The sequence below is a fragment of the Pseudomonas sp. 1 genome (genome assembly GCF_056626735.1).
On record NZ_JBWXMQ010000013.1, the window covers coordinates 162,156 to 181,861 of the forward strand.

Annotated in this window: 21 protein-coding genes and 1 riboswitch; of the genes, 13 read left to right on the top strand and 8 right to left on the bottom strand. The window is 59.8% G+C overall.

From position 1 onward, the window contains the following. Nucleotides 1-60 precede the first annotated feature (60 nt). A complete protein-coding gene (locus tag AC1MDC_RS20225) occupies nucleotides 61-798 on the top strand; it encodes a DUF599 domain-containing protein (RefSeq protein WP_085699368.1) in 738 nt (245 codons plus the stop codon). Continuing rightward, entirely contained in the window at nucleotides 798-1,199 is a 402-nt protein-coding gene (locus tag AC1MDC_RS20230; RefSeq protein ID WP_085699366.1) for an MAPEG family protein, read from the top strand. The genes AC1MDC_RS20225 and AC1MDC_RS20230 overlap by 1 nt, the downstream gene beginning before the upstream one ends. Before the next feature lie 77 nt (nucleotides 1,200-1,276). Here AC1MDC_RS20230 and AC1MDC_RS20235 read toward each other — a convergent pair whose 3' ends face one another. Continuing rightward, nucleotides 1,277-1,513 (bottom strand): hypothetical protein, encoded by a 237-nt coding sequence (locus tag AC1MDC_RS20235; RefSeq protein WP_011333123.1) that lies wholly within the window; start codon nucleotides 1,511-1,513, stop codon nucleotides 1,277-1,279. Nucleotides 1,514-1,671: 158 nt separating this feature from the next. Between AC1MDC_RS20235 and AC1MDC_RS20240 the strand changes: the two genes are divergently transcribed. The 4 genes from AC1MDC_RS20240 (at nucleotide 1,672) to AC1MDC_RS20255 (ending at nucleotide 5,380) form a co-directional block, all read left to right on the top strand. After that, nucleotides 1,672-2,148, top strand: a complete 477-nt coding sequence (locus tag AC1MDC_RS20240) for a PaaI family thioesterase (protein ID WP_085703368.1) — start codon at nucleotides 1,672-1,674, stop codon at nucleotides 2,146-2,148. Then, nucleotides 2,145-2,597 (top strand): PaaI family thioesterase, encoded by a 453-nt coding sequence (locus tag AC1MDC_RS20245; protein WP_007959014.1) that lies wholly within the window; start codon nucleotides 2,145-2,147, stop codon nucleotides 2,595-2,597. The genes AC1MDC_RS20240 and AC1MDC_RS20245 overlap by 4 nt, the downstream gene beginning before the upstream one ends. An 81-nt stretch (nucleotides 2,598-2,678) precedes the next feature. Next, entirely contained in the window at nucleotides 2,679-4,583 is a 1,905-nt protein-coding gene (htpG, locus tag AC1MDC_RS20250; protein ID WP_234204726.1) for a molecular chaperone HtpG, read from the top strand. 68 nt (nucleotides 4,584-4,651) lie between these two features. After that, on the top strand, nucleotides 4,652-5,380 hold the full coding sequence (locus AC1MDC_RS20255) for a dienelactone hydrolase family protein (RefSeq protein ID WP_085703369.1): 729 nt from the start codon (nucleotides 4,652-4,654) through the stop codon (nucleotides 5,378-5,380). A gap of 42 nt (nucleotides 5,381-5,422) precedes the next feature. Here the strand turns inward: AC1MDC_RS20255 and AC1MDC_RS20260 are convergent, their stop codons facing one another. Together AC1MDC_RS20260 and AC1MDC_RS20265 are read right to left on the bottom strand one after the other, a co-directional pair. Then, nucleotides 5,423-6,313, bottom strand: a complete 891-nt coding sequence (locus tag AC1MDC_RS20260) for a pirin family protein (RefSeq protein ID WP_085703370.1) — start codon at nucleotides 6,311-6,313, stop codon at nucleotides 5,423-5,425. A gap of 60 nt (nucleotides 6,314-6,373) precedes the next feature. After that, complete coding sequence (locus AC1MDC_RS20265) at nucleotides 6,374-6,790, bottom strand: OsmC family protein (protein WP_085703371.1); 417 nt, start codon at nucleotides 6,788-6,790, stop codon at nucleotides 6,374-6,376. A 148-nt stretch (nucleotides 6,791-6,938) separates the two neighbouring features. On the opposite strand from AC1MDC_RS20265, the gene AC1MDC_RS20270 reads away from it, so the two are divergent. Both AC1MDC_RS20270 and AC1MDC_RS20275 read left to right on the top strand, forming a co-directional pair. Then, a complete protein-coding gene (locus AC1MDC_RS20270; protein WP_371918975.1) occupies nucleotides 6,939-7,976 on the top strand; it encodes an amidohydrolase family protein in 1,038 nt (345 codons plus the stop codon). Nucleotides 7,977-8,106: 130 nt separating this feature from the next. Continuing rightward, on the top strand, nucleotides 8,107-9,732 hold the full coding sequence (locus AC1MDC_RS20275) for a methyl-accepting chemotaxis protein (RefSeq protein ID WP_480393552.1): 1,626 nt from the start codon (nucleotides 8,107-8,109) through the stop codon (nucleotides 9,730-9,732). Nucleotides 9,733-9,793: 61 nt separating this feature from the next. Here the strand turns inward: AC1MDC_RS20275 and AC1MDC_RS20280 are convergent, their stop codons facing one another. From AC1MDC_RS20280 to purM, 3 genes are read right to left on the bottom strand one after another with little or no spacing between them, the layout of a single operon-like run. Beyond that, nucleotides 9,794-10,507: a DUF3108 domain-containing protein gene (locus AC1MDC_RS20280; protein ID WP_480393553.1), complete on the bottom strand. Its 714-nt coding sequence runs from the start codon at nucleotides 10,505-10,507 to the stop codon at nucleotides 9,794-9,796. Between the two features lie 8 nt (nucleotides 10,508-10,515). Next, nucleotides 10,516-11,166, bottom strand: coding sequence for a phosphoribosylglycinamide formyltransferase (gene purN / locus AC1MDC_RS20285; RefSeq protein WP_085699347.1), 651 nt, complete (start codon nucleotides 11,164-11,166; stop codon nucleotides 10,516-10,518). After that, nucleotides 11,166-12,224, bottom strand: coding sequence for a phosphoribosylformylglycinamidine cyclo-ligase (gene purM / locus AC1MDC_RS20290; RefSeq protein ID WP_085699344.1), 1,059 nt, complete (start codon nucleotides 12,222-12,224; stop codon nucleotides 11,166-11,168). The genes purN and purM overlap by 1 nt, the downstream gene beginning before the upstream one ends. A gap of 374 nt (nucleotides 12,225-12,598) precedes the next feature. Here purM and AC1MDC_RS20295 point away from each other — a divergent pair, with 374 nt between their 5' ends. The 5 genes from AC1MDC_RS20295 (at nucleotide 12,599) to AC1MDC_RS20315 (ending at nucleotide 17,272) form a co-directional block, all read left to right on the top strand. Then, nucleotides 12,599-13,657 (top strand): DUF2066 domain-containing protein, encoded by a 1,059-nt coding sequence (locus AC1MDC_RS20295; RefSeq protein ID WP_085699342.1) that lies wholly within the window; start codon nucleotides 12,599-12,601, stop codon nucleotides 13,655-13,657. A 35-nt stretch (nucleotides 13,658-13,692) separates the two neighbouring features. Further along, entirely contained in the window at nucleotides 13,693-14,766 is a 1,074-nt protein-coding gene (locus AC1MDC_RS20300) for an AI-2E family transporter (RefSeq protein WP_085699340.1), read from the top strand. A gap of 210 nt (nucleotides 14,767-14,976) precedes the next feature. Next, on the top strand, nucleotides 14,977-15,681 hold the full coding sequence (gene hda, locus AC1MDC_RS20305) for a DnaA regulatory inactivator Hda (RefSeq protein ID WP_007950396.1): 705 nt from the start codon (nucleotides 14,977-14,979) through the stop codon (nucleotides 15,679-15,681). Nucleotides 15,682-15,895: 214 nt separating this feature from the next. After that, nucleotides 15,896-16,516, top strand: coding sequence for a C40 family peptidase (locus AC1MDC_RS20310; RefSeq protein WP_007950397.1), 621 nt, complete (start codon nucleotides 15,896-15,898; stop codon nucleotides 16,514-16,516). A 219-nt stretch (nucleotides 16,517-16,735) separates the two neighbouring features. Then, nucleotides 16,736-17,272 (top strand): C40 family peptidase, encoded by a 537-nt coding sequence (locus AC1MDC_RS20315; RefSeq protein ID WP_011333136.1) that lies wholly within the window; start codon nucleotides 16,736-16,738, stop codon nucleotides 17,270-17,272. A gap of 65 nt (nucleotides 17,273-17,337) precedes the next feature. On the opposite strand, the gene AC1MDC_RS20320 is transcribed toward AC1MDC_RS20315, so the two are convergent. Together AC1MDC_RS20320 and AC1MDC_RS20325 are read right to left on the bottom strand one after the other, a co-directional pair. Further along, nucleotides 17,338-18,651, bottom strand: coding sequence for a PQQ-dependent sugar dehydrogenase (locus AC1MDC_RS20320; protein WP_085699336.1), 1,314 nt, complete (start codon nucleotides 18,649-18,651; stop codon nucleotides 17,338-17,340). A 65-nt stretch (nucleotides 18,652-18,716) separates the two neighbouring features. Further along, nucleotides 18,717-19,301 (bottom strand): hypothetical protein, encoded by a 585-nt coding sequence (locus AC1MDC_RS20325; protein ID WP_085699334.1) that lies wholly within the window; start codon nucleotides 19,299-19,301, stop codon nucleotides 18,717-18,719. Between the two features lie 166 nt (nucleotides 19,302-19,467). Then, a riboswitch (cobalamin riboswitch) is annotated at nucleotides 19,468-19,693 on the top strand. Nucleotides 19,694-19,706 lie beyond the last annotated feature (13 nt).

The window sequence follows — 19,706 nt, forward strand, 5'->3', positions numbered from 1 at the left end:
GTGTCTTTTTCCCTCGACTAACGTCGAAGGGGAGCCGAAATCTTCATCACAGGGAATTGCATGTCGTTCATCCAAGCCAACCTGATCCACCTGCTGGCCGCGCTCTGGTTTGTCATCTGCTGGGCCGGCTACACCCGTTATGCCACCTGGAAAGGTCGTGATACCGCGTGCCTGGCCAGCGTGCTGCACCTGTACCGCGAAGACTGGATGCGCCGCATGCTGCTGCGTGACAACCGTATCGCCGACGCCAGTGTGATCGGTAACCTGGAACGCAACGCCTCGTTCTTCGCCTCCAGTACGCTGATTATCCTGGCGGGCATTCTGACCGTGCTCGGCGCTTCCGAGCGCGCGGTGTCGCTGCTGGCGGATATTCCGATGGTGCAACAGGCCTCGCAGGGCATGTCGGAGATCAAATTGCTGTGCCTGGCACTGGTGTTCGTCTATGCCTTCTTCACCTTCAGCTGGTGCATGCGTCAGTACAACTTCGCCGCCATTCTGGTCGGCTCGGCCCCGATGATCGGTGAGCGGCAAGTGTCGGAGCAGGAGCGCAAGGCATTTGCATCGCGGGCGGCGCGGGTGATCTCGATGGCCGCCAACCAGTTCAACTTTGGTCTGCGTTCCTACTACTTCGGAATGAGCATGCTGGCGTGGTTCGTCAGCCCGTGGCTGTTCATGTTGATGAGTGCAGGCGTGGTGCTGGTGTTGTATCGCCGCGAGTTTCATTCCGACGTACTCGATGTAATGGTCTATACCCCTACAGAGGCGCCATTGCCCGAAGCGAACAAAGAGGCTGCTTGATGAGTATTCCGTTCTGGTGTGTGTTTATCAGTGCATTGTTGATCTACGTGGCGCGTATGCCGGTCGGCAAGGCCATGAAAGAACAGGGCGGTTACAACAACCACCTGCCACGTCAGCAACAGGCGCAACTCACCGGTTACGGGGCCCGTGCGCTGGCGGCACATCAGAACAGCATCGAAGCGTTCATCCTGTTTGCCGTTGGCGTGCTGATGGCGCATACCACGCAGACGGCGGGATGGCTGATCGATGCATTGGCGATCATCTTCGTGATCTCACGAATTCTCTATCTGTGGTTCTACCTGGCGGATATTCCTACGCTGCGCAGTCTGGTCTGGCTGGTCGGCTTAGTGTGTTCATTGTTGCTGATGATTAGTCCGACTTTTAGAACCGTCTTGCTCTAAGACGGCATTGGCAAAAAATCACAGGCAAAAGAAAACCCGCACTTGGCGGGTTTTCTTTTTTGCTATCGAGAAGCAGCTTATTGCTTCTTGGCAGCTTCTTCTTGCGCTGCAGCGTTCGATTCGGCCTGATCTTTGGCGGCTTCGGCGTTTTCTTTCGCCGCGTCGTTCACTTTATCCTGAGCTTCGTTCATTTTTTGCTGAGCTTGTTCAGCATGTTGGTTGGCATCTTGAGCTTTGTCCTCGGATTTTTTATCGCAGGCAGCGAGACCGAGGGAAGCGGTCAACATCAAGGCAATAGCTAAAGTCTTACGCATGGGGTGTTTCTCCTTATGGAAAATAACTACTGGCCTTAAGAGCTCAGGCCCTTGGGTTAAGTTCCTCATTTCTTTCAGATATATAAGTTTGTTTTGCAATGGAACTTTTGCTGTTCTTTCCACTACGGCGAACAGTGATTAACAAGAGTAATTATCAAATGGCCGAAAGCCCCGTTTTTGAGCGTGCGACACGGTTTCTCTCGGCCTTGCGCCACTGTCAGGTGCTGGGATTGAAGGTGCATAGCGCAAGTCGCGAAGGCCTGACGGTGGTGCTGCCGTACAGTGCACAAATCGTCGGCAATCCGCTGACCGGCGTAGTCCATGGCGGGGCGATCACGTCGCTGATGGACACGGCGTGCGGCATGTCGACCCTGTGCGTCCTGCCGGAATTCGAAGTCTGCCCGACCCTCGATCTGCGCATCGACTACATGCACGCCGCCGAGCCGAATAAAGACGTGTATGGCTTCGCCCAATGTTATCGAGTCACCACCGATGTGATCTTCGCCCGCGGCTTCGCTTATCAGGACGATCCCGAGCAACCGATTGCCCACGTTGTCGGCACCTTCATGCGCATGGGCAAGGGGCTTAAAGGCACCAAAGGCTTTGGTGGCGCGATCAAGGGAGAAAACCCATGAGCGATGATTTCAAGCAGCAACTGCAAGAGGCCCACGAGAAGGGGGACTACGCGCCGCTGCTGAAACTGATCCCCTACGCCGGACTCATCGGCGTCGAGTGTTCGCGGGTCGGTGACGACTTGCTGTTCAAGCTGCCGGCAAACAAGGACAACATTGGTAACCCTTTATTGCCGGCGATTCACGGCGGGGTGATCGCCGGGTTCATGGAGCTGTCTGCGGCCCTGCATCTGTTGATTTTCACCGGTGCGCCCGGTGTGCCGAAGATTATCGATTTCTCCCTTGATTACCTGCGAGCCGGGCAGTTTCGCGATACCTGGGCCCGGTGTCAGGTCTGCCGTCAGGGCCGGCGGGTGGCCAACGTCGCGGTCACGGCCTGGCAAAGCACTGAAAGCGAACCGATTGCCACTGCCCGCGCGCACTTCAAAATCGATGAGCCCTTGAAATCCTGAAGCACGCCCCCAATTCACAGATCAACCCGCCGCCGACCAGCAAGGTCGCGGCCAATGCCATCTGATTGGAGTTTGATGACCATGAGTGTGGAAACTCAAAAGGAAACCCTGGGCTTCCAGACCGAGGTGAAGCAGCTGCTGCACCTCATGATCCATTCGCTGTATTCCAACAAGGAAATCTTCCTTCGCGAATTGATCTCGAACGCCTCTGACGCCGTCGACAAATTGCGCTTCGAAGCCCTGGCCAAGCCAGAGTTGCTCGAAGGTGGCGCTGAACTGAAAATCCGTGTGAGCTTCGACAAGGACGCCAAGACCGTCACCCTCGAAGACAACGGCATCGGCATGAACCGTGACGATGTGATTACCCACCTGGGAACCATCGCCAAATCCGGCACCGCCGATTTCATGAAAAACCTGTCCGGCGATCAGAAGAAGGATTCGCACCTGATCGGTCAGTTCGGTGTGGGTTTCTACTCCGCATTCATCGTTGCCGACCAGGTTGACGTGTACAGCCGTCGCGCCGGCACCGCTGCCAGCGAAGGCGTGCATTGGTCGTCGAAAGGCGAGGGCGAATTCGAAGTCGCCACCATCGACAAGCCAGAACGCGGCACCCGCATCGTCCTGCATCTGAAAAAAGGTGAAGACGAATTCGCCGATGGCTGGCGTCTGCGCAACATCATCAAGAAATACTCCGACCACATCGCGCTGCCGATCGAGCTGCCGAAAGAAGTGGCCGCTGCCGAAGGCGAAGAAAAGCCTGAAGCCGAATGGGAAACCGTCAACCGCGCCAGCGCCCTGTGGACCCGTCCTCGCACTGAAGTGAAGGATGAGGAATACCAGGAGTTCTACAAACACATCGCCCACGACTTCGAAAATCCGCTGTCGTGGAGCCACAACAAGGTCGAAGGCAAGCTCGAATACAGCTCGCTGCTGTACGTGCCGGCCCGCGCACCGTTCGATCTGTACCAGCGTGAAGCGCCGAAAGGCCTGAAGCTGTACGTACAGCGCGTGTTCGTAATGGATCAGGCCGAGTCGTTCCTGCCGCTGTACCTGCGCTTCATCAAGGGTGTGGTCGACTCCAACGACCTGTCGCTGAACGTGTCGCGGGAAATCCTGCAGAAAGACCCGATCATCGACTCGATGAAGTCGGCGCTGACCAAGCGCGTGCTTGACATGCTGGAAAAACTGGCGAAGAACGAGCCTGAGCAATACAAGGGCTTCTGGAAAAACTTCGGTCAGGTCATGAAAGAAGGCCCGGCAGAAGATTTCGCCAACAAGGAAAAAATTGCCGGTCTGCTGCGTTTCGCATCGACCAATGGCACCGATGGCGAGCAGATCGTCGGTCTGGCCGAGTACCTGGCGCGTGCCAAGGAAGGTCAGGACAAGATTTACTACCTCACCGGCGAAACCTACGCGCAGGTCAAGAACAGCCCGCACCTGGAAGTCTTCCGCAAGAAAGGCATCGAAGTGCTGCTGCTGACCGACCGCATCGACGAGTGGCTGATGAGCTACCTCAGCGAGTTCGACGGCAAGAACTTTGTCGACGTCGCGCGCGGTGACCTGGACCTGGGCAACCTGGACTCGGAAGAGGACAAGAAGGCCGCAGAAGAAGTCGCCAAGTCGAAAGAAGGTCTGGTCGAGCGTCTGAAAACCGCACTGGGCGACTCCGTTGCCGAAGTCCGGGTTTCCCATCGCCTGACCGACTCGCCGGCCATTCTGGCCATCGGTGAGCAGGACCTGGGTCTGCAAATGCGTCAGATCCTCGAGGCCAGCGGGCAGAAGGTGCCGGATTCGAAGCCCATCTTCGAATTCAACCCGAGCCACCCGCTGATCGAGAAGCTCGACAACGAGGCCAGCGACGATCGCTTCAGCGACTTGTCGCACATCCTCTTCGACCAGGCCGCCCTGGCGGCTGGCGACAGCTTGAAAGACCCGGCCGCTTACGTGAGCCGCCTGAACAAGCTGCTGGTCGAACTGTCTGCTTGATCAAGCTTTAGAAAAACCCGCTTCGGCGGGTTTTTTCATTCTGGTGTTCAACCACTCTGGAGTCAGAAATGAGCCAAGTCACTGTACGTTCCGTGGTCTATCAGATTGACGGCCAGCCATATGAAGGTCGTCTGGCGTTCGACGCCGAGCACACAGGCGCACGCCCGGGCCTGTTGATGGCGCCGAACTGGATGGGTGTCAGCGCTGGCGCTGAAGAGATCGCCAAATCGGTGGCGGCCAAGGGTTATGTGGTACTGATCGCTGACGTGTACGGCCAGGCCGTGCGTCCGCAGAATGCCGATCAGGCCGGTGCGGCAATGATGCCGCTGAAGAATGACCGCGCGCAGTTGCGCAAGCGTATGCAGGCCGCGTTCGAGCAATTGCAGAAACAGGGCGAGGCGGCGGTTGATACCTCGAAACTGGCTGTGTTCGGTTTCTGCTTCGGCGGCTGCTGTGCGCTGGATCTGGCGCGCACCGGTGCGGCAGTGAAAGCGGCGGTGTCATTCCACGGCACGCTGGATTCGCCGAACCCTGCGGACGCGAAGAACATCAAGGGCTCGGTGCTGGTGCTGCACGGTGCTTCGGACCCGCTGGTGCCGAAAGAGCAGTTGCCGGCATTCGAAGACGAGATGAACGCCGCCGGTGTCGACTGGCAGCTGCTGAGCTACGGCGGCGCGGTGCACTCGTTCACCGATCCGCACGCCAACGTGCCGGGCAAGATGATGTACGACGCGAAGACCGCAGCGCGGGCGTTCAAGTCGATGCATGACTTGCTGGATGAAGTGTTCAAAGGCTGATTCGGTTGAAAACACTCCCACGCCTGGCGTGGGAGTGCTGGTTTAAAGCGGTGTCGGCTCGCTGCGTGATTTCGGCAGCTCTATCCGCTCGACTTCTCCCGGCACTGTCGGCCAGTCACCGGCCGCCCACTTGCGCCGCGCCTCATCGATTGCTGCCGGATCGCTCGCAACAAAGTTCCAGTTGATCCGCCGTGGCCCATCCAGTGGTGCGCCGCCGAACAGCACCGCGTGGCTGTCGCTCTCGGCGAACAGACTCATCTCTTCCCCGGTAGGCAATACCACAAGCGCGTGGGGTTCGACCGCTTCGCCGTTCAACTGCACATCACCACTCAACACATACAAAGCCCGTTCCTCATGCTCAGTCGGAATCAGCAGCGTGGTTGCGGTCTGCATCTTCAGTTCGGCATAGAGCGTAGGAGAAAGCACCGGCACCGGCGATTCCAGGCAAAAGCCTGACCCGGCAATCATGCGGATCTGCACGCCAAGGTTATCGCTGACCGGCAATGTCGAGGCCGGGTGATGGCTGTAATGTCCCGGGCCTTGTTCGTGATCTTTGGGTGAGGCGAGCCAGATTTGCAGGCCGTGCATCTTGAAGCTCTGATCCCATAGCGGTTCGGGCGTGCGCTCGACGTGAGCGATCGCCGTGCCGGCCGTCATCCAGCTGACATCGCCGGCGCTGACCACCTGATCCGAACCCAGGCTGTCCTTGTGCTGAATCTGTCCTTCGAACAGGTACGTGAGGGTCGAGAGACCGATGTGCGGGTGCTGTCGGATATTCATGCCTTTGCCCGCCGGATAAACCGTTTCGAGCATGTGGTCGAAAAACACGAAAGGCCCGACGCTGCGGCATTTGGCTGACGGCAGCGGGCGCAGAATCGGCTGGCCTTCGACGTCTTCGGCGCGCGGGCGGATGATCAGGGGTTGGGTGTCCATGGTCCATTCCAGGCTGAGCGGGTGATGCGTGGAGCATAACCCGCCGGTGTCGTCGGGTGATTACTGGCTGTCGAAGCCGACGGGTGCGTGAGTCTCGATAGTGACTTCGCTGGTGGTCATCAGCTTGTGGATCGGGCAGCGATCGGCCACGCGCAGCAGTTCTTCGCGCTGGGCATCGGTGAGCACGCCCTTCAGGGTGAGGGTTACGTGCAGGGCGTATTTGCCTTTCTGTTCCTGGCTGTTGTCGCGTTTGACCTCAACGCCGACGCCGGTCAGCGGGATGTCCTTTTTCTTCGCGTACAGCTTCAGGGTCAGGGCCTTGCAGGCGCCGAGGGCGGCGTCGAAGTAATCGTGCGGCTCCGGAGCCGAGCCTTCGCCGCCGGCGGTCGTCGGCACATCGGCAAACAGCTCATGCTCATCGATCTGTACGGTGTGGCGAAAACCATCGGCGGACACGGTATTGACGGTAACGGTCATGTGAACCTCGCATGCGGTAGGAAAAAGGGATTCGATCAAAAAAGACCTTTGCAGGTATAGAGCATTCCCACACAGGCGCGTTCCACTTTCTTGCCGGGTGAACCCTCGTCGCCCGACAAGGGTCTAGGCTATGCCTGTCTGCCGGAGAATGCTTGTGTCCGTGTTTCGTTTGAGCCTTGCCTGCCTGATAGTTTTCACCGGCGCCGCCAGTGCCCGGGATTACACCTACAGTGATGCGCACCTGCATTACGTGGATTTTTTCCAGGAAACCGCCGGCATGCCGAAATTGCTGACGGCCATGAAGGAAAACTCCATCGAGCACGTGATGATTTCCGGCATTCCCGTGGCGAAGAAATGGCACGAAGACGAGCCGAAACGCCCGCGTTATTACGCAGGCGATGACGCCGATGCCTATTGGTACAGCGCGACTGACGTGATCGTCGCCGACGCGGTGCAGAAGCTCACGCCGGAGCAGCGCCAGTATTTTCACCCGTTTCTTTCAGGCTTCAACCCCAACGACAAGAACTCCGCCGCGCACATCCAGCGCATGCTCGATCTGTATCCCGGCTTGTGGCAGGGCATCGGCGAAGTCTTCACCCGTCACGACGACCTTACGGCGCTGACCTCCGGCGACACGCCACGTGCCAACAACGAAGCCATGACCCGCGTCTATCACCTGGCCGCCGAAAACGATCTGCCGGTGATGCTGCATTCCAACATCACCTCCAAGCGTGAGAAAAATCCGCTGTACCTGAAGGAAATCGAAGAGCCGCTGCGCAATCATCCGCACACCCGGTTCATCTGGGCGCATGCCGGTACCAGTGCCGAAATCCATCGTCATCAGACGCAGCTGGATTTTTTGCTGCCGACCCTTGCGCGAATGCTGGAGGCGTACCCGAACCTGTTCATCGATTTGTCGTGGAGCCTGCTGACGCCTTATCTGCTGGACGAAAAGGGTCAGCCGCGAGCGGAATGGGTGCAACTGGTGGAGCGTTATCCGGATCGCTTCATGATCGGTTCGGATGTGGTCGGGCGATTCAACAAACTCGGCAAGGAAATCCACGGCTTCAAGCCGTTTCTCGACGCCTTGCCGGAGGCGGTGGCAAAAAAAGTCGCGCGAGACAACTTCCTGGCGATCTTGCCGCGAACAGCGCTCAAGTCCGGCAAATCCGCGCTGAATCGTTAATGCCGATGGTTCGGAGTATCAAGGCTATTTGATATCACGTTTTGGTCTTACGCATTTTTTCAAAGGGCCGATACCTTCTAGAGCAACCAGCTGCAGGGTTGATGCAGCGCTTTTGGAAGGAACCAGAGCAATGAGTATCCGTAGTCTCAATATTGCGCCCCGGGCCGGCCTGGGTTTTGGGGTGCTGGCGCTGATGGTGTTTGCCCTTGGCGCGTTCGCCCTGTTGCAGATGTCGAACATGCGCGCGCAATCCGACGAGGTCGACAATAACTGGTTGCCCAGCGTGATGGCGGTGGGCGAGATGAGCCAGGACATGCTGCGCCTGCGCGCGCTGACCATGCGCCTGTTGCTCAATCGCGATCCGCAGGCGCTGGATCAGAATGTGGCCAAGCTCAACGATTTGCGCGGTGTGCTGAGCGAAGCCCAGCAGCGTTACGACATCCTGATCGTGCTGCCCAAAGAGCGCGAACTGTTCGAGCGCTTCAAGGTCGCCGAACACAAATACCTGGAGCTTCAGGCGCAGGTGATGACGTTATCCGCTCAGGGACGAGTGGAGGAGGCGGCCGCCATTCTCAACGGGCAGATGAGCCCGCTGGCGGATGATATTGCAGTGACCCTGCGGGAGCTGGTGGAACTGAACAAACACAACGCCAATCTCGCCACTGAGGCCGCACGGCTGGTGTTCACCAACTCGCGGGTGTGGGTCGGGATGATGATCGGCATCACCGCGCTGATTACCATCGCGCTGGCGTTGTTGCTGACCCGCAGCATCGTGCTGCCGCTGTCGCAATCGCTCGACGTCGCGCAAGTGGTGGCCAGTGGCGATCTGACCGGCGATATCAGCATTTGCGGCAAGGACGAACCGGCGCGGCTGCTCCACGCGCTCAAGAGCATGCAGCACAACCTGCGCGACACCATCCGCCGCATCTCGGAGTCCTCCAGTCAACTGGCTTCGGCCTCGGAAGAGTTGAGTTGCGTCACCGAGGACGCGACGCGAGGACTGCACCAGCAGAGTCTGGAAATTGAACAAGCCGCCACGGCAGTCAATCAGATGACCGCCGCCGTGGAAGAGGTGGCGAGCAATGCCGTCGCCACTTCAGAGGCTTCCCGTGAGTCTGATCGCATAGCCCAGCATGGCCGCGAGCAGGTGCAGCAGACAGTGTCGTCCATCGAGCTGCTGGCGGACGATGTCACTGCCAATGCCGCGCAGGTGGAAGATCTGGCGCAGAAGGTCTACAGCATCAGCAAGGTGCTGGATGTGATCCGCTCGATTGCCGAGCAGACCAATCTGTTGGCCTTGAACGCGGCAATCGAGGCCGCGCGGGCGGGGGATGCCGGACGGGGTTTTGCGGTGGTGGCGGACGAAGTGCGGGCGCTGGCCCATCGCACTCAGCAATCGACGCAGGAGATCGAGCAGATGATTGGCGGCATCCAGCAGGGCACCGATTCGGCGGTCAGCTCGATGCAGCAGAGCAACGTCCGGGCGCGCTCGACCCTGGAGCTGGCAAAGGCTGCTGGCGTGGCGCTGGAGGAAATCGCTTCGGCGTTCACTTTGATCAATGAGCGCAACCTGGTGATCGCCAGTGCGTCGGAAGAACAGGCCGCCGTGGCTCGGGAAGTGGATCGCAACCTGATGAATATTCGTGATCTGGCGATGCAGACGTCTGCGGGGGCCAATCAGACCAGTGCCGCGAGTCAGGAGCTGTCGCGGCTGGCGGTGGAACTGAACAGCATGGTGGCCAGGTTCTCGGTCTGATCACCGTTCGACAGGCGAAAAAAAGCCCCGCGTTTGCGGGGCTTTTTGATGTTGCGTCGGATCAGCTGCCTTTGACCGTCTTGCCGTTGACCGTGCCGTCGAGGAGCATGATGTTGTACTCCTTGCCGTCGGTTTCGACCTGTTGCAGGCGAACCAGCAGGTAATCCCAGTCCTTGGCGAACCACAGGACAGTGATGCGTTTGCTTTGTGTCGGATCGCGGACGCGTTCGACCTTGATCGCATCGATCTGGCCGGCCTTGGTTTCGACTTTTTCCGAACCCAGCACGCGGAAGTCGTAGGTATCGACTTCGCCATCATCGACGACCTGATAGCTCATGCTTTTCTTGCCGGCAGCCACATCATGCTGCAGCGCCAGCTGATAGGTGGATTTGTCGACCATGCCGCGGTTGAGCGGGATTTTCACCGCATCGCCGCGGTCGGTGCCGGTCACCAGCTTGTTGGCCCAGTCGAAGTCCAGGTCAGCTTTTTTCGCTTTGCCCAGGCCACCGCGTTCGAAGTGGTAGGACTGTGGCAGCAGGGTGTCCTTGTCCAGTGTCATCGTGCTTTCCTCGGACAGGCTGGCAATCATCATCGACGCCTTGAAGCTGAGCTTCCAGACGCCGTTGGCTTCCTTGGTGAGGCTGCGTGAAGCGGTGCCGCTCATGGGCAGTTGCTTCCAGTCGGCTGTGTAGCTGGCGGAGAACGGTTGAAGGTCTGCCGCCTGGGCGAAAGGCAGGGCGAGCAGAGCGCAAGCGAAGAGCAGGGCGCGACGCATAAAATCTCCTAGTTTCGAATCAAGTGACCGCTGGCCCCGAGTAACTGGCCATCCAGTAAAGCACCTTGCTCGCCGAGGCTCAGCCGTCCTTCGGCGAACCAGCGTACGGCCATCGGGTAGATCAGGTGTTCCTGCATGTGAACCCGTTGCGCCAGACTTTGCGGCGAATCGTGCAACTCTACCGGTATTACTGCCTGTACGACCAGTGGTCCGCCATCGAGTTCCTCGGTGACGAAGTGCACGGAGCAGCCGTGTTCGGCATCGCCGGCCTCCAGCGCGCGCTGATGCGTGTGTAACCCTTTGTATTTGGGGAGCAGCGACGGGTGGATGTTGAGCAGGCGACCCTGGTAGTGACGGACGAAGTCAGCGCTGAGAATGCGCATGAAGCCGGCCAGTACCACGAGTTTGGGGTTGAATTCGTCGATCAGTTCGATCAGAGCGGTATCGAAGGCCTCGCGGCCCTCGAATCCCTTGTGATCCAGCGAGCGGGTGGCGATACCCGCGTCACTGGCGCGTTGCAGGCCGTAGGCGTCGGCGCGGTTGGAAATCACCGCAGCGATGCGGACCGGGCTGTCGCCGGTCCGCGTGCTGTCGATCAGGGCCTGCAAGTTACTGCCGGTGCCGGACAACAGCACCACGACATCACAGGTGTTTGGCATCAGTGAGCCTTGAGGTTCTTCAGTTCGACCTGAGCCGCGCCTTCGGCAGCGTCGGCGATCTGACCGATGACCCAAGGCTGCTCGCCGGCGTCACGCAGGGTGTTCAGGGCAACTTCAACGTGTTCTTGAGCCACGCAGATCACCATGCCCACGCCGCAGTTCAGCACGCGGTGCATTTCGGTTTCGTCGACGTTGCCTTTCTCTTGCAGCCAGTCGAAGACAGCCGGGCGGTTCCAGCTGGCCACGTCAACCACGGCCTGAGCGCCTTTTGGCAGGACGCGCGGGATGTTGTCGAGCAGACCGCCACCGGTGATGTGGGCCATGGCTTTGACCGCGCCGGTTTCCTTGATCAGCTTGAGCAGCGGCTTCACGTAGATGCGGGTCGGGGCCATCAGCAGTTCGGTCAGCGGCTTGCCGTCGAGCTGAACGGTTTCGATGTCGGCACCGGACACTTCGATGATCTTGCGGATCAGCGAGTAGCCGTTGGAGTGCGGGCCGGACGATGGCAGGGCGATCAGGGCATCACCGGTCGCGACTTTCGAGCCGTCGATGATTTCGGCTTTTTCCACGACGCCGACGCAGAAGCCGGCCAGATCGTAGTCTTCGCCTTCGTACATGCCAGGCATTTCAGCGGTTTCGCCGCCAACCAGCGAGCAGCCAGCCAGTTCGCAGCCTGCACCGATACCGGTAACCACGGTGGCGGCCACGTCGACGTTCAGCTTGCCGGTGGCGTAGTAGTCGAGGAAGAACAGCGGCTCGGCGCCGCACACCACCAGATCGTTGACGCACATGGCGACCAGATCCTGGCCGATGCTGTCGTGCTTGTTCAGGTTCAGCGCCAGGCGCAGCTTGGTGCCGACGCCGTCAGTACCGGAAACCAGCACCGGTTGTTTGTAACCGGCCGGGATCTCGCAGAGGGCGCCGAAACCGCCCAGGCCGCCCATGACTTCCGGGCGCGCAGTGCGCTTGGCGACGCTCTTGATGCGTTCGACCAATGCTTCACCGGCGTCGATGTCTACACCGGCGTCCTTGTAGCTCAGGGAGGGTTGCTTGCTCATGATCCAGGCCTTTAGGGGAGGGGATTCAGGGGTAACGACCGAGTTCAGCGGGAACGCCGAATCCGACAGGGGCGATTGCCTCACGCGAAGTTCGGGGTGCCCGGCTGTTGCCGGTCTGCGAAGGCGCGCGATTTTATCAGGCTTGAGGGGCAGCGGCCATCCTCACGCCGACGGGCAGGGGCATATCGGTGGAAAAATTTTGCAATTGACACTGTGGGTGACATCACGGGTGCCTGTATAAGGAACCGTCTATCGTTAGGACTGTGCGAAAACTTACCGACCGCTTGTGAATGTTTTGCGACGGCCTGTGGTCACAGGCTTGCAGAACGGTTCACGCGGCCTGTTCCAGCCGCTCTTGTCGACGGGAATTCTCCATGCGTTTTTGTAAATTGCTGTTAGTGGGTGGCTTGTCTCTGATCAGCCTGGCGAGTCAGGCCGAAAATCTCAAAAGTCTTTATCAGGTGCGCGAACCGGTCACTGGCCAGTCGCCAGAGGAACGTGATCGTGCCACCCAGGCCGCGCTGGATACGCTGGTGCTGCGCCTGACCGGCGACCCGAAGGCCCCGCAGAACCCGGGGCTGGCGCCGGTTCGCAAGGATCCACAGCAGATCATGAGCCAGTTCGGTTTCGATGCCGGGCCGCCGGAAGTGCTGAAAGTCGATTTCGATCCGGGAACCACCGAGCAGGCGTTGCGCCGTGCCGGACTGGCGCTGTGGGGTGCCAACCGGCCCTCGATCCTGAGCTGGTGGCTGAATGATTCGACCGAGGGCTCGAGCCTGGTCGGCGACGGTCAGGCCAGTGCCGCGCCTTTGCGTCGCGCCGCTCAGCACCGTGGGTTGCCGTTGCGCCTGCCGCTGGCGGACTTGAGCGAGCAATTGGTTGCCACGGCACCCGCGCTTGAGGGGGCTGACCCGGCGCCATTGCGCAACGCTTCCGAACGCTACAACGCAGACGCTTTGCTCGCCGTGCATGCCCGCGAAGAAGGCGGGCAATGGCAAGCCAAATGGCAGTTGTGGCTCGGCGACAAAAAAGAGGCGGGCAATGTGCAGGGCGCGGATCAGGCCGCCGTGGCCGATGCAGTGATGCTGGCGGTGACTGAACGGTTGGCGCCACGCTTTGTAGCCAAGCCGGGTGCGTCCGGCCAGCAGACCCTGGAAGTGCAGGGCATGAATCTGGAGCACTACGCGGCGCTGTTGCGGTTACTCGAACCGTTTGGCGTGCGTCTGCAGAGTGTCGATGCCGATCGCATTCTGTATCGGGTCAATGGCAGCGCCGATCAGTTGCGAGCGCAGTTGTCGCTGGCGAAGTTGCAGGAACTGCCGGCCGAGGCGCCCGCTCCGGTGGCTGCGCCGCAACCTGCGGTCGCCGGGACGCCGCCAGTCGTTGCGCCGACGCCGACACCGGCGGCGCCGTCGTTGCGGTTCCGCTGGTAGGTTTTCTTTCTTATATATAAGCAATGGAGTGTTACATGGCCGATACGCGGCGTTGGTTCTGGCTCGGTGGGGTGCTCCTGCTTTGCGCGTTTGTCTGGTTGCTGCATCCGATTCTCACGCCGTTCCTGGTGGCGCTGTTGCTCGCCTATCTGTTCGATCCGCTCGTCGATCGTCTGGAGCGTCTGGGGCTGTCGCGCACCTGGGGTGTGATTGCGGTGTTCGCCCTGTTCACCCTGATCGTCACCGCGTTGTTGCTGGTGCTGGTGCCGATGCTCGCCAGGCAATTGCTGCGGCTGTACGAACTGGCGCCGCAAATGCTCGACTGGTTGCAGCACACTGCTGTGCCATGGGCGCAATCGAAACTGGGGTTGTCGGACGGCTTCTGGAAGTTCGACAAGGTCAAGGCCGCGATCAGCGAACACATGGGTCAGACCACCGACATCGTCGGTGTGGTGCTGAGTCAGGCGACGGCGTCAAGTCTGGCGCTGATCGGCTGGCTGGCAAATCTGGTGCTGATCCCGGTGGTGAGCTTTTACCTGCTGCGTGACTGGGACGTGATGATGGCCAAGATCCGTGGCCTGCTGCCCCGTGATCGCGAAGAGCGTGTGGTGGCGCTGGCGGGTGAGTGCCATGAAGTGCTGGGCGCGTTCGTGCGCGGGCAGTTGCTGGTGATGCTGGCGCTGGGCGTGATTTATGCGGCGGGCCTGATGATTGTCGGGCTGGAGCTGGGTCTGTTGATCGGTCTGATCGCGGGGCTGGCGGCGATTGTTCCGTACATGGGGTTCGTGATCGGTATCGGTGCGGCGTTGATTGCCGGGTTGTTCCAGTTCGGTGGCGATCTGTATCCAATGATCGGCATCGTGGCGGTGTTCATGGTCGGTCAGGCCCTGGAAGGCATGGTGCTGACGCCCTTGCTGGTGGGGGACCGGATCGGCCTGCACCCGGTGGCGGTGATCTTTGCGATTCTGGCCGGTGGCGAGCTGTTCGGCTTCACTGGTGTGCTGCTGGCATTGCCGGTGGCGGCGGTGATCATGGTGCTGGTGCGGCATGTCCACGATCTGTACAAGGATTCGGACATCTATAGCGGGGCGGATGAGCCGGAGTTGTAATCGTGACGTGCGGGCCGCCCGGTGGATTGCCGGGTTGGCCCGTCTCATGCAGGCCATGGCGCCAAAGAAACTGTCATAAAACCAGCACGTTAACGCAAACCTTTGATTTTGCTTGGGGTCTGTCGCATTGTGCGCTCCGCTTCACGGGTATAAACTTCGCTCACTTTACACAGAGGCCACTAACGGTTCCTTGGGAACTGTTCAGTCAGCATGAAACCGATTCAGCTGCCCCTAGGTGTGCGTCTGCGTGACGACGCCACCTTCATCAACTACTACCCAGGCGCCAATGCCGCTGCACTCGGCTATGTCGAGCGTCTATGCGAAGCCGACGCCGGCTGGACCGAAAGCCTGATCTATCTGTGGGGCAAGCACGGGGTGGGGCGTACGCATCTGTTGCAGGCCGCGTGCCTGCGCTTCGAACAGATGGGCGAGCCGGCGGTGTACCTGCCGCTGGCCGAGTTGATGGATCGCGGCATCGAAATTCTCGACAACCTCGAACAGTACGAACTGGTCTGCCTGGACGACTTGCAGGTGATTGCCGGCAAGGCGGACTGGGAAGAGGCGATGTTTCATCTGTTCAACCGTCTGCGTGACAGCGGTCGCCGCTTGCTGATCGCCGCCTCGACCTCGCCGCGTGAACTGCCGATCAAGCTTGCCGACCTGAAATCGCGCCTGACCCTGGCGCTGATTTTCCAGATGCGTCCTCTCTCCGATGAAGACAAATTGCGTGCCCTGCAATTGCGCGCATCCCGTCGTGGTCTGCACCTGACCGACGAGGTCGGGCATTTTATTCTGACTCGCGGTACCCGCAGCATGAGCGCGCTTTTCGATCTGCTGGAACAGCTCGATCAGGCCTCTTTGCAGGCTCAGCGCAAGCTGACCATTCCCTTCCTGAAAGAAACCCTGGGCTGGTAAAACCGGGGCTTTCAGCCGGTTTCGGCATATTTCAGGCGCCAGAAAACCCGCTTTCCAGTGCGTTGCGCAGGCTGCGTCTCGATTCAAATAGGCTTAAGCGCTTAGATGTTAACGAGAAACCGGGAAGTCACAAAAAGATCGATTGAATTTGCAAATGAGGCTGATAGCGGGCATAGTCTCGGCTTCTTTACAACTATCAGCCACGGTCGTGCCCATGCTAAAGCGCTTCGCACCCCTCGTGCCTCTCGCACTCGTCACTCTGTTGTTCGGTTGCGCTGCTCATTCACCTGTTAATCAAGAGCAGCAACAACAGGCTAAAAATTCCGCCACCGCCCAGTCTTCCGTTATTTACCAGGAAGAGCTGGACACCGAAAAAGAACTCGCCGACTTCAACGGCAAGAAGCCTTACCAGCTTCCGGTTCTGGCCGACAGCATCCTCGAACGCGGCATGTCCCTGATCGGTACCCGTTACCGTTTCGGCGGTACCTCTGAAGCCGGTTTTGATTGCAGCGGTTTCATCGGCTACCTGTTCCGCGAAGAAGCCGGCATGAACCTGCCGCGCTCCACCCGCGAAATGATTAACGTTGATGCGCCACTGGTTTCGCGCAGCAACCTCGAGCCGGGCGACCTGCTGTTCTTCGCCACCAATGGTCGTCGCGGTCGTGTAAGCCACGCCGGGATCTACCTGGGCGACAACCAGTTCATCCACTCCAGCTCTCGTCGCAGCGGCGGTGTTCGCATCGACAGCCTGGGCGACAGCTACTGGAGCAAGACCTTCATCGAAGCCAAGCGCGCTTTGGCGAACGCTCCAACCGTGGTTACCGCTCGCAAGTAACCACGCATTTGTCGCCACGCTCGTGGCGACAAAAAGGCCTTTCAGAGGCAATAGGCCTAAACTTTACAAGGTGAAGTTAAAGTCTTACTTGAAGTTTGCCGCGTAGCCGCTAGAATCCTGATCTATATTGATGGCAAACCGCCTGCGTTCCACCGCAGGCGGTTTTGTTTTCTGTCGAATCGGCAGTCAAAGCCTCAGCCAGATCAGGATGTTCTGCATATGACGATGTCGGCCCGCTTTGCCTTGATGTTCTTCGCTGCGCTGCTCAGCGCCTGCGCCAGCCGCACTCCGCCGCCTGCACCGGTGGTTCGCGCTCCGATCGTGTTCGGATCCTCCCAGGCTTTTTCACCCGCTGCCGAAGACGTACTGTTTCGCGCGCTCGGGCTGGTGGGCACGCCTTATCGCTGGGGTGGCAACACGCCGGATTCGGGCTTCGATTGCAGCGGTCTGATCGGTTTCGTCTACCGTGATGCCGCCGGCATCAGCCTGCCGCGTTCGACCCGCGAGATGATCGTCATGCAGGCGCCGAATGTCGGCAAGGAAGGGCTGCAAACCGGCGACCTGATCTTCTTCGCCACCAATGGCGGCTCTCAGGTCAGTCATGCGGGAATCTACGTCGGGGAAGGGCGCTTCGTGCATGCCCCGGCCACCGGCGGTACGGTGAAGCTGGACAGCCTGTCGAAAGCGTATTGGCAGAAAGCCTATCTGAGCGCCAAGCGCGTTCTGCAGCCGGAGCACCTGGCACATAACCCGTAGTCCAGATACATAAAAACCCGTGGGAGTCGAACGACTCCCACGGGTTTTTTAATGCCTGCAATACGTTAGCGGGTCGCTGACACCCGCCACACCTTGTTCCCCACGTCATCGGCGACCAGCAATCCACCTTGCTGGTCGATCACCACGCCGACCGGGCGACCCAAAGCGTTCTCGTCCTTGTCCAGGAAACCGGTCAGCACATCCACTGGCGTGCCGCTCGGCTTGCCAGCGGCGAACGGCACGAAGATCACCTTGTAGCCACTGTGCGGTTTGCGATTCCACGAGCCGTGCTGACCGATGAATGCGCCTTCCTTGAACTGCGCCGGCAGGCGATTGCCTTCGGCGAAGGTCAGGCCCAGTGATGCGGTGTGCGGGCCGACGGCGTAGTCGGGGGCGATGGCCTTGGCCACCATGTCCGGCCGCTGTGGTTCCACGCGCACGTCGATGTGCTGGCCGTAGTAGCTGAACGGCCACCCATAGAAACCACCGTCCTTGACCGAAGTGATGTAGTCCGGCACCAGATCGCTGCCGATTTCGTCGCGCTCGTTGACGGCTGTCCACAGCGCGCCGGTTTGTGGCTCCCAGGCCAGGCCGTTGGGATTACGGATGCCCGAGGCAAAGATCCGGTGATTGCCAGTGGCGCGGTCCACTTCCCAGATCGCCGCACGACCTTCTTCCTGATCGAGGCCGTTTTCACCGACGTTGCTGTTCGAGCCGACGGTGACGTACAGCTTGCTGCCATCCTTGCTGGCGATGACGTTCTTGGTCCAGTGGTGGTTGAGCGTGCCGCCCGGCAAGTCCACGACCTTGATCGGCTGGCTCTTGATTTCGGTCGCGCCGGGCTCGTAGTTGAAGCGCAACAGGCGATCGGTGTCGGCCACGTACAGATCGTTGCCGACCAGAGTCATGCCGAACGGCGAGTTGAGGTTTTGCAGGAACACCGTGCGGGTCTCGGCCACGCCATCATGATCGGCATCGCGCAGCAGGGTGATGCGGTTCGGGCTGGGGACACCGGCACCCGCGCGGCCCATGACTTTTTTCATCACCCAGCCGCGAATGCCCTTGCTGTCGTCCGGTTTCGGCGGAGCGTTGGTTTCCGCCACCAGCACGTCGCCATTGGGCAGTACATACAGCCAACGCGGATGATCGAGATTTTCGGCGAAGGCTGCCACCTGAGTACCTGCCGCTGCCGTCGGTTTCGCGCCGGCTGGCCAGCCGATGGCCGGGGCGATGTTCACCGTCGGAATCAGGGTCTTGTTCGGTTCGGGCAGTTTCGGTGACGGGCCAGTGCCGTCGGAGACTTGCAGGCTGGAGGATTCCCCACAGGCGGCGAGCCCTCCGGCGAGCACGATGACGAAAACGAGCTGGGGCTTGCGCATTGCTGATCTTCCCTATGAATGCATTCTTAGTCATAGAGAAGCGCACAAGCCCGATGGTTCAACCCTCAGCCGCGGGCTTCCTTGAAAAGCACGGCAATGCCGGGGTGATAGTTGCCGGCTTCGCTGCGCAATTTGCGGTAGGCGTAGGGAAAGTACCAGGCGACGGCGCAGGTGTGTTCCTTTTGCAGGTCGTCGACCATGTCCTGCAACTCTTCCGGGCTGGCGCTGTGCTGGGCTTTTTGCGGGGCGACGAACAGGCAGCCGAGTTTCAGGTCGCTGGCGTAGCTGATGCGCCTGGCGTCGCTGGTGATATCCACCAAAGCCTGCGTCAGATTCAGGTTGGTGACGCGCGGCCAGCGTTGGGTGGCCTGGATGAAGGCGCGATCTTCGGCGCCAGCAATGAACAGGTCGGCGCGGGCATTGCGCTCGCCTTCTTCGTTTTGTTTGCGGGTGGCGGTGTCGCTCAAGGTCACCAATTCGGCCATCCAGGCAGCGGCGGACAGCAGGCCGAGGTTGGCTTTTTCGTCGTGCCAATAAGGAGTGTCATTGTCGCCGCGCACGGCGTTGTAGCGGTCGATACAGTCAAACCAGCGTTCCAGCACCGGGCGCAGGAATTCCAGCCGCGGATTGCTGATGATCATGCCTTGCATGGTGCTCTCCCTTGTTATTGTGATGTGCTCTCTGCAGTCAAAAAGCATGGCTCTTTGATATCACTGCTGACAGTGTGGCACAAGATTGGCGTCAGTTAATTGATCAGCGGCAGTTATTCGCCGTGCGAGACCCTCTTCAATTGACGCTCCACCCCCAACCCTCTAACCTTCGCGGCTTGTTTCAGGTGCTCTGTGGCGCATGTCGACAGAGTGAAACAGGGAAGCCGGTGAGGCGGGTCTCCAAGTGATGAACCCTCACGATCCCGGCGCTGCCCCCGCAACGGTAAATGAGTAAAAGCTGCGTCTGATGCCACTGCGTAAAAGCGGGAAGGCGCGCAGCCAGGCGCAAGCCGCTCATGAGCCCGGAGACCGGCCTGATCCATCCAGCGGCATCACGGTGGGCGA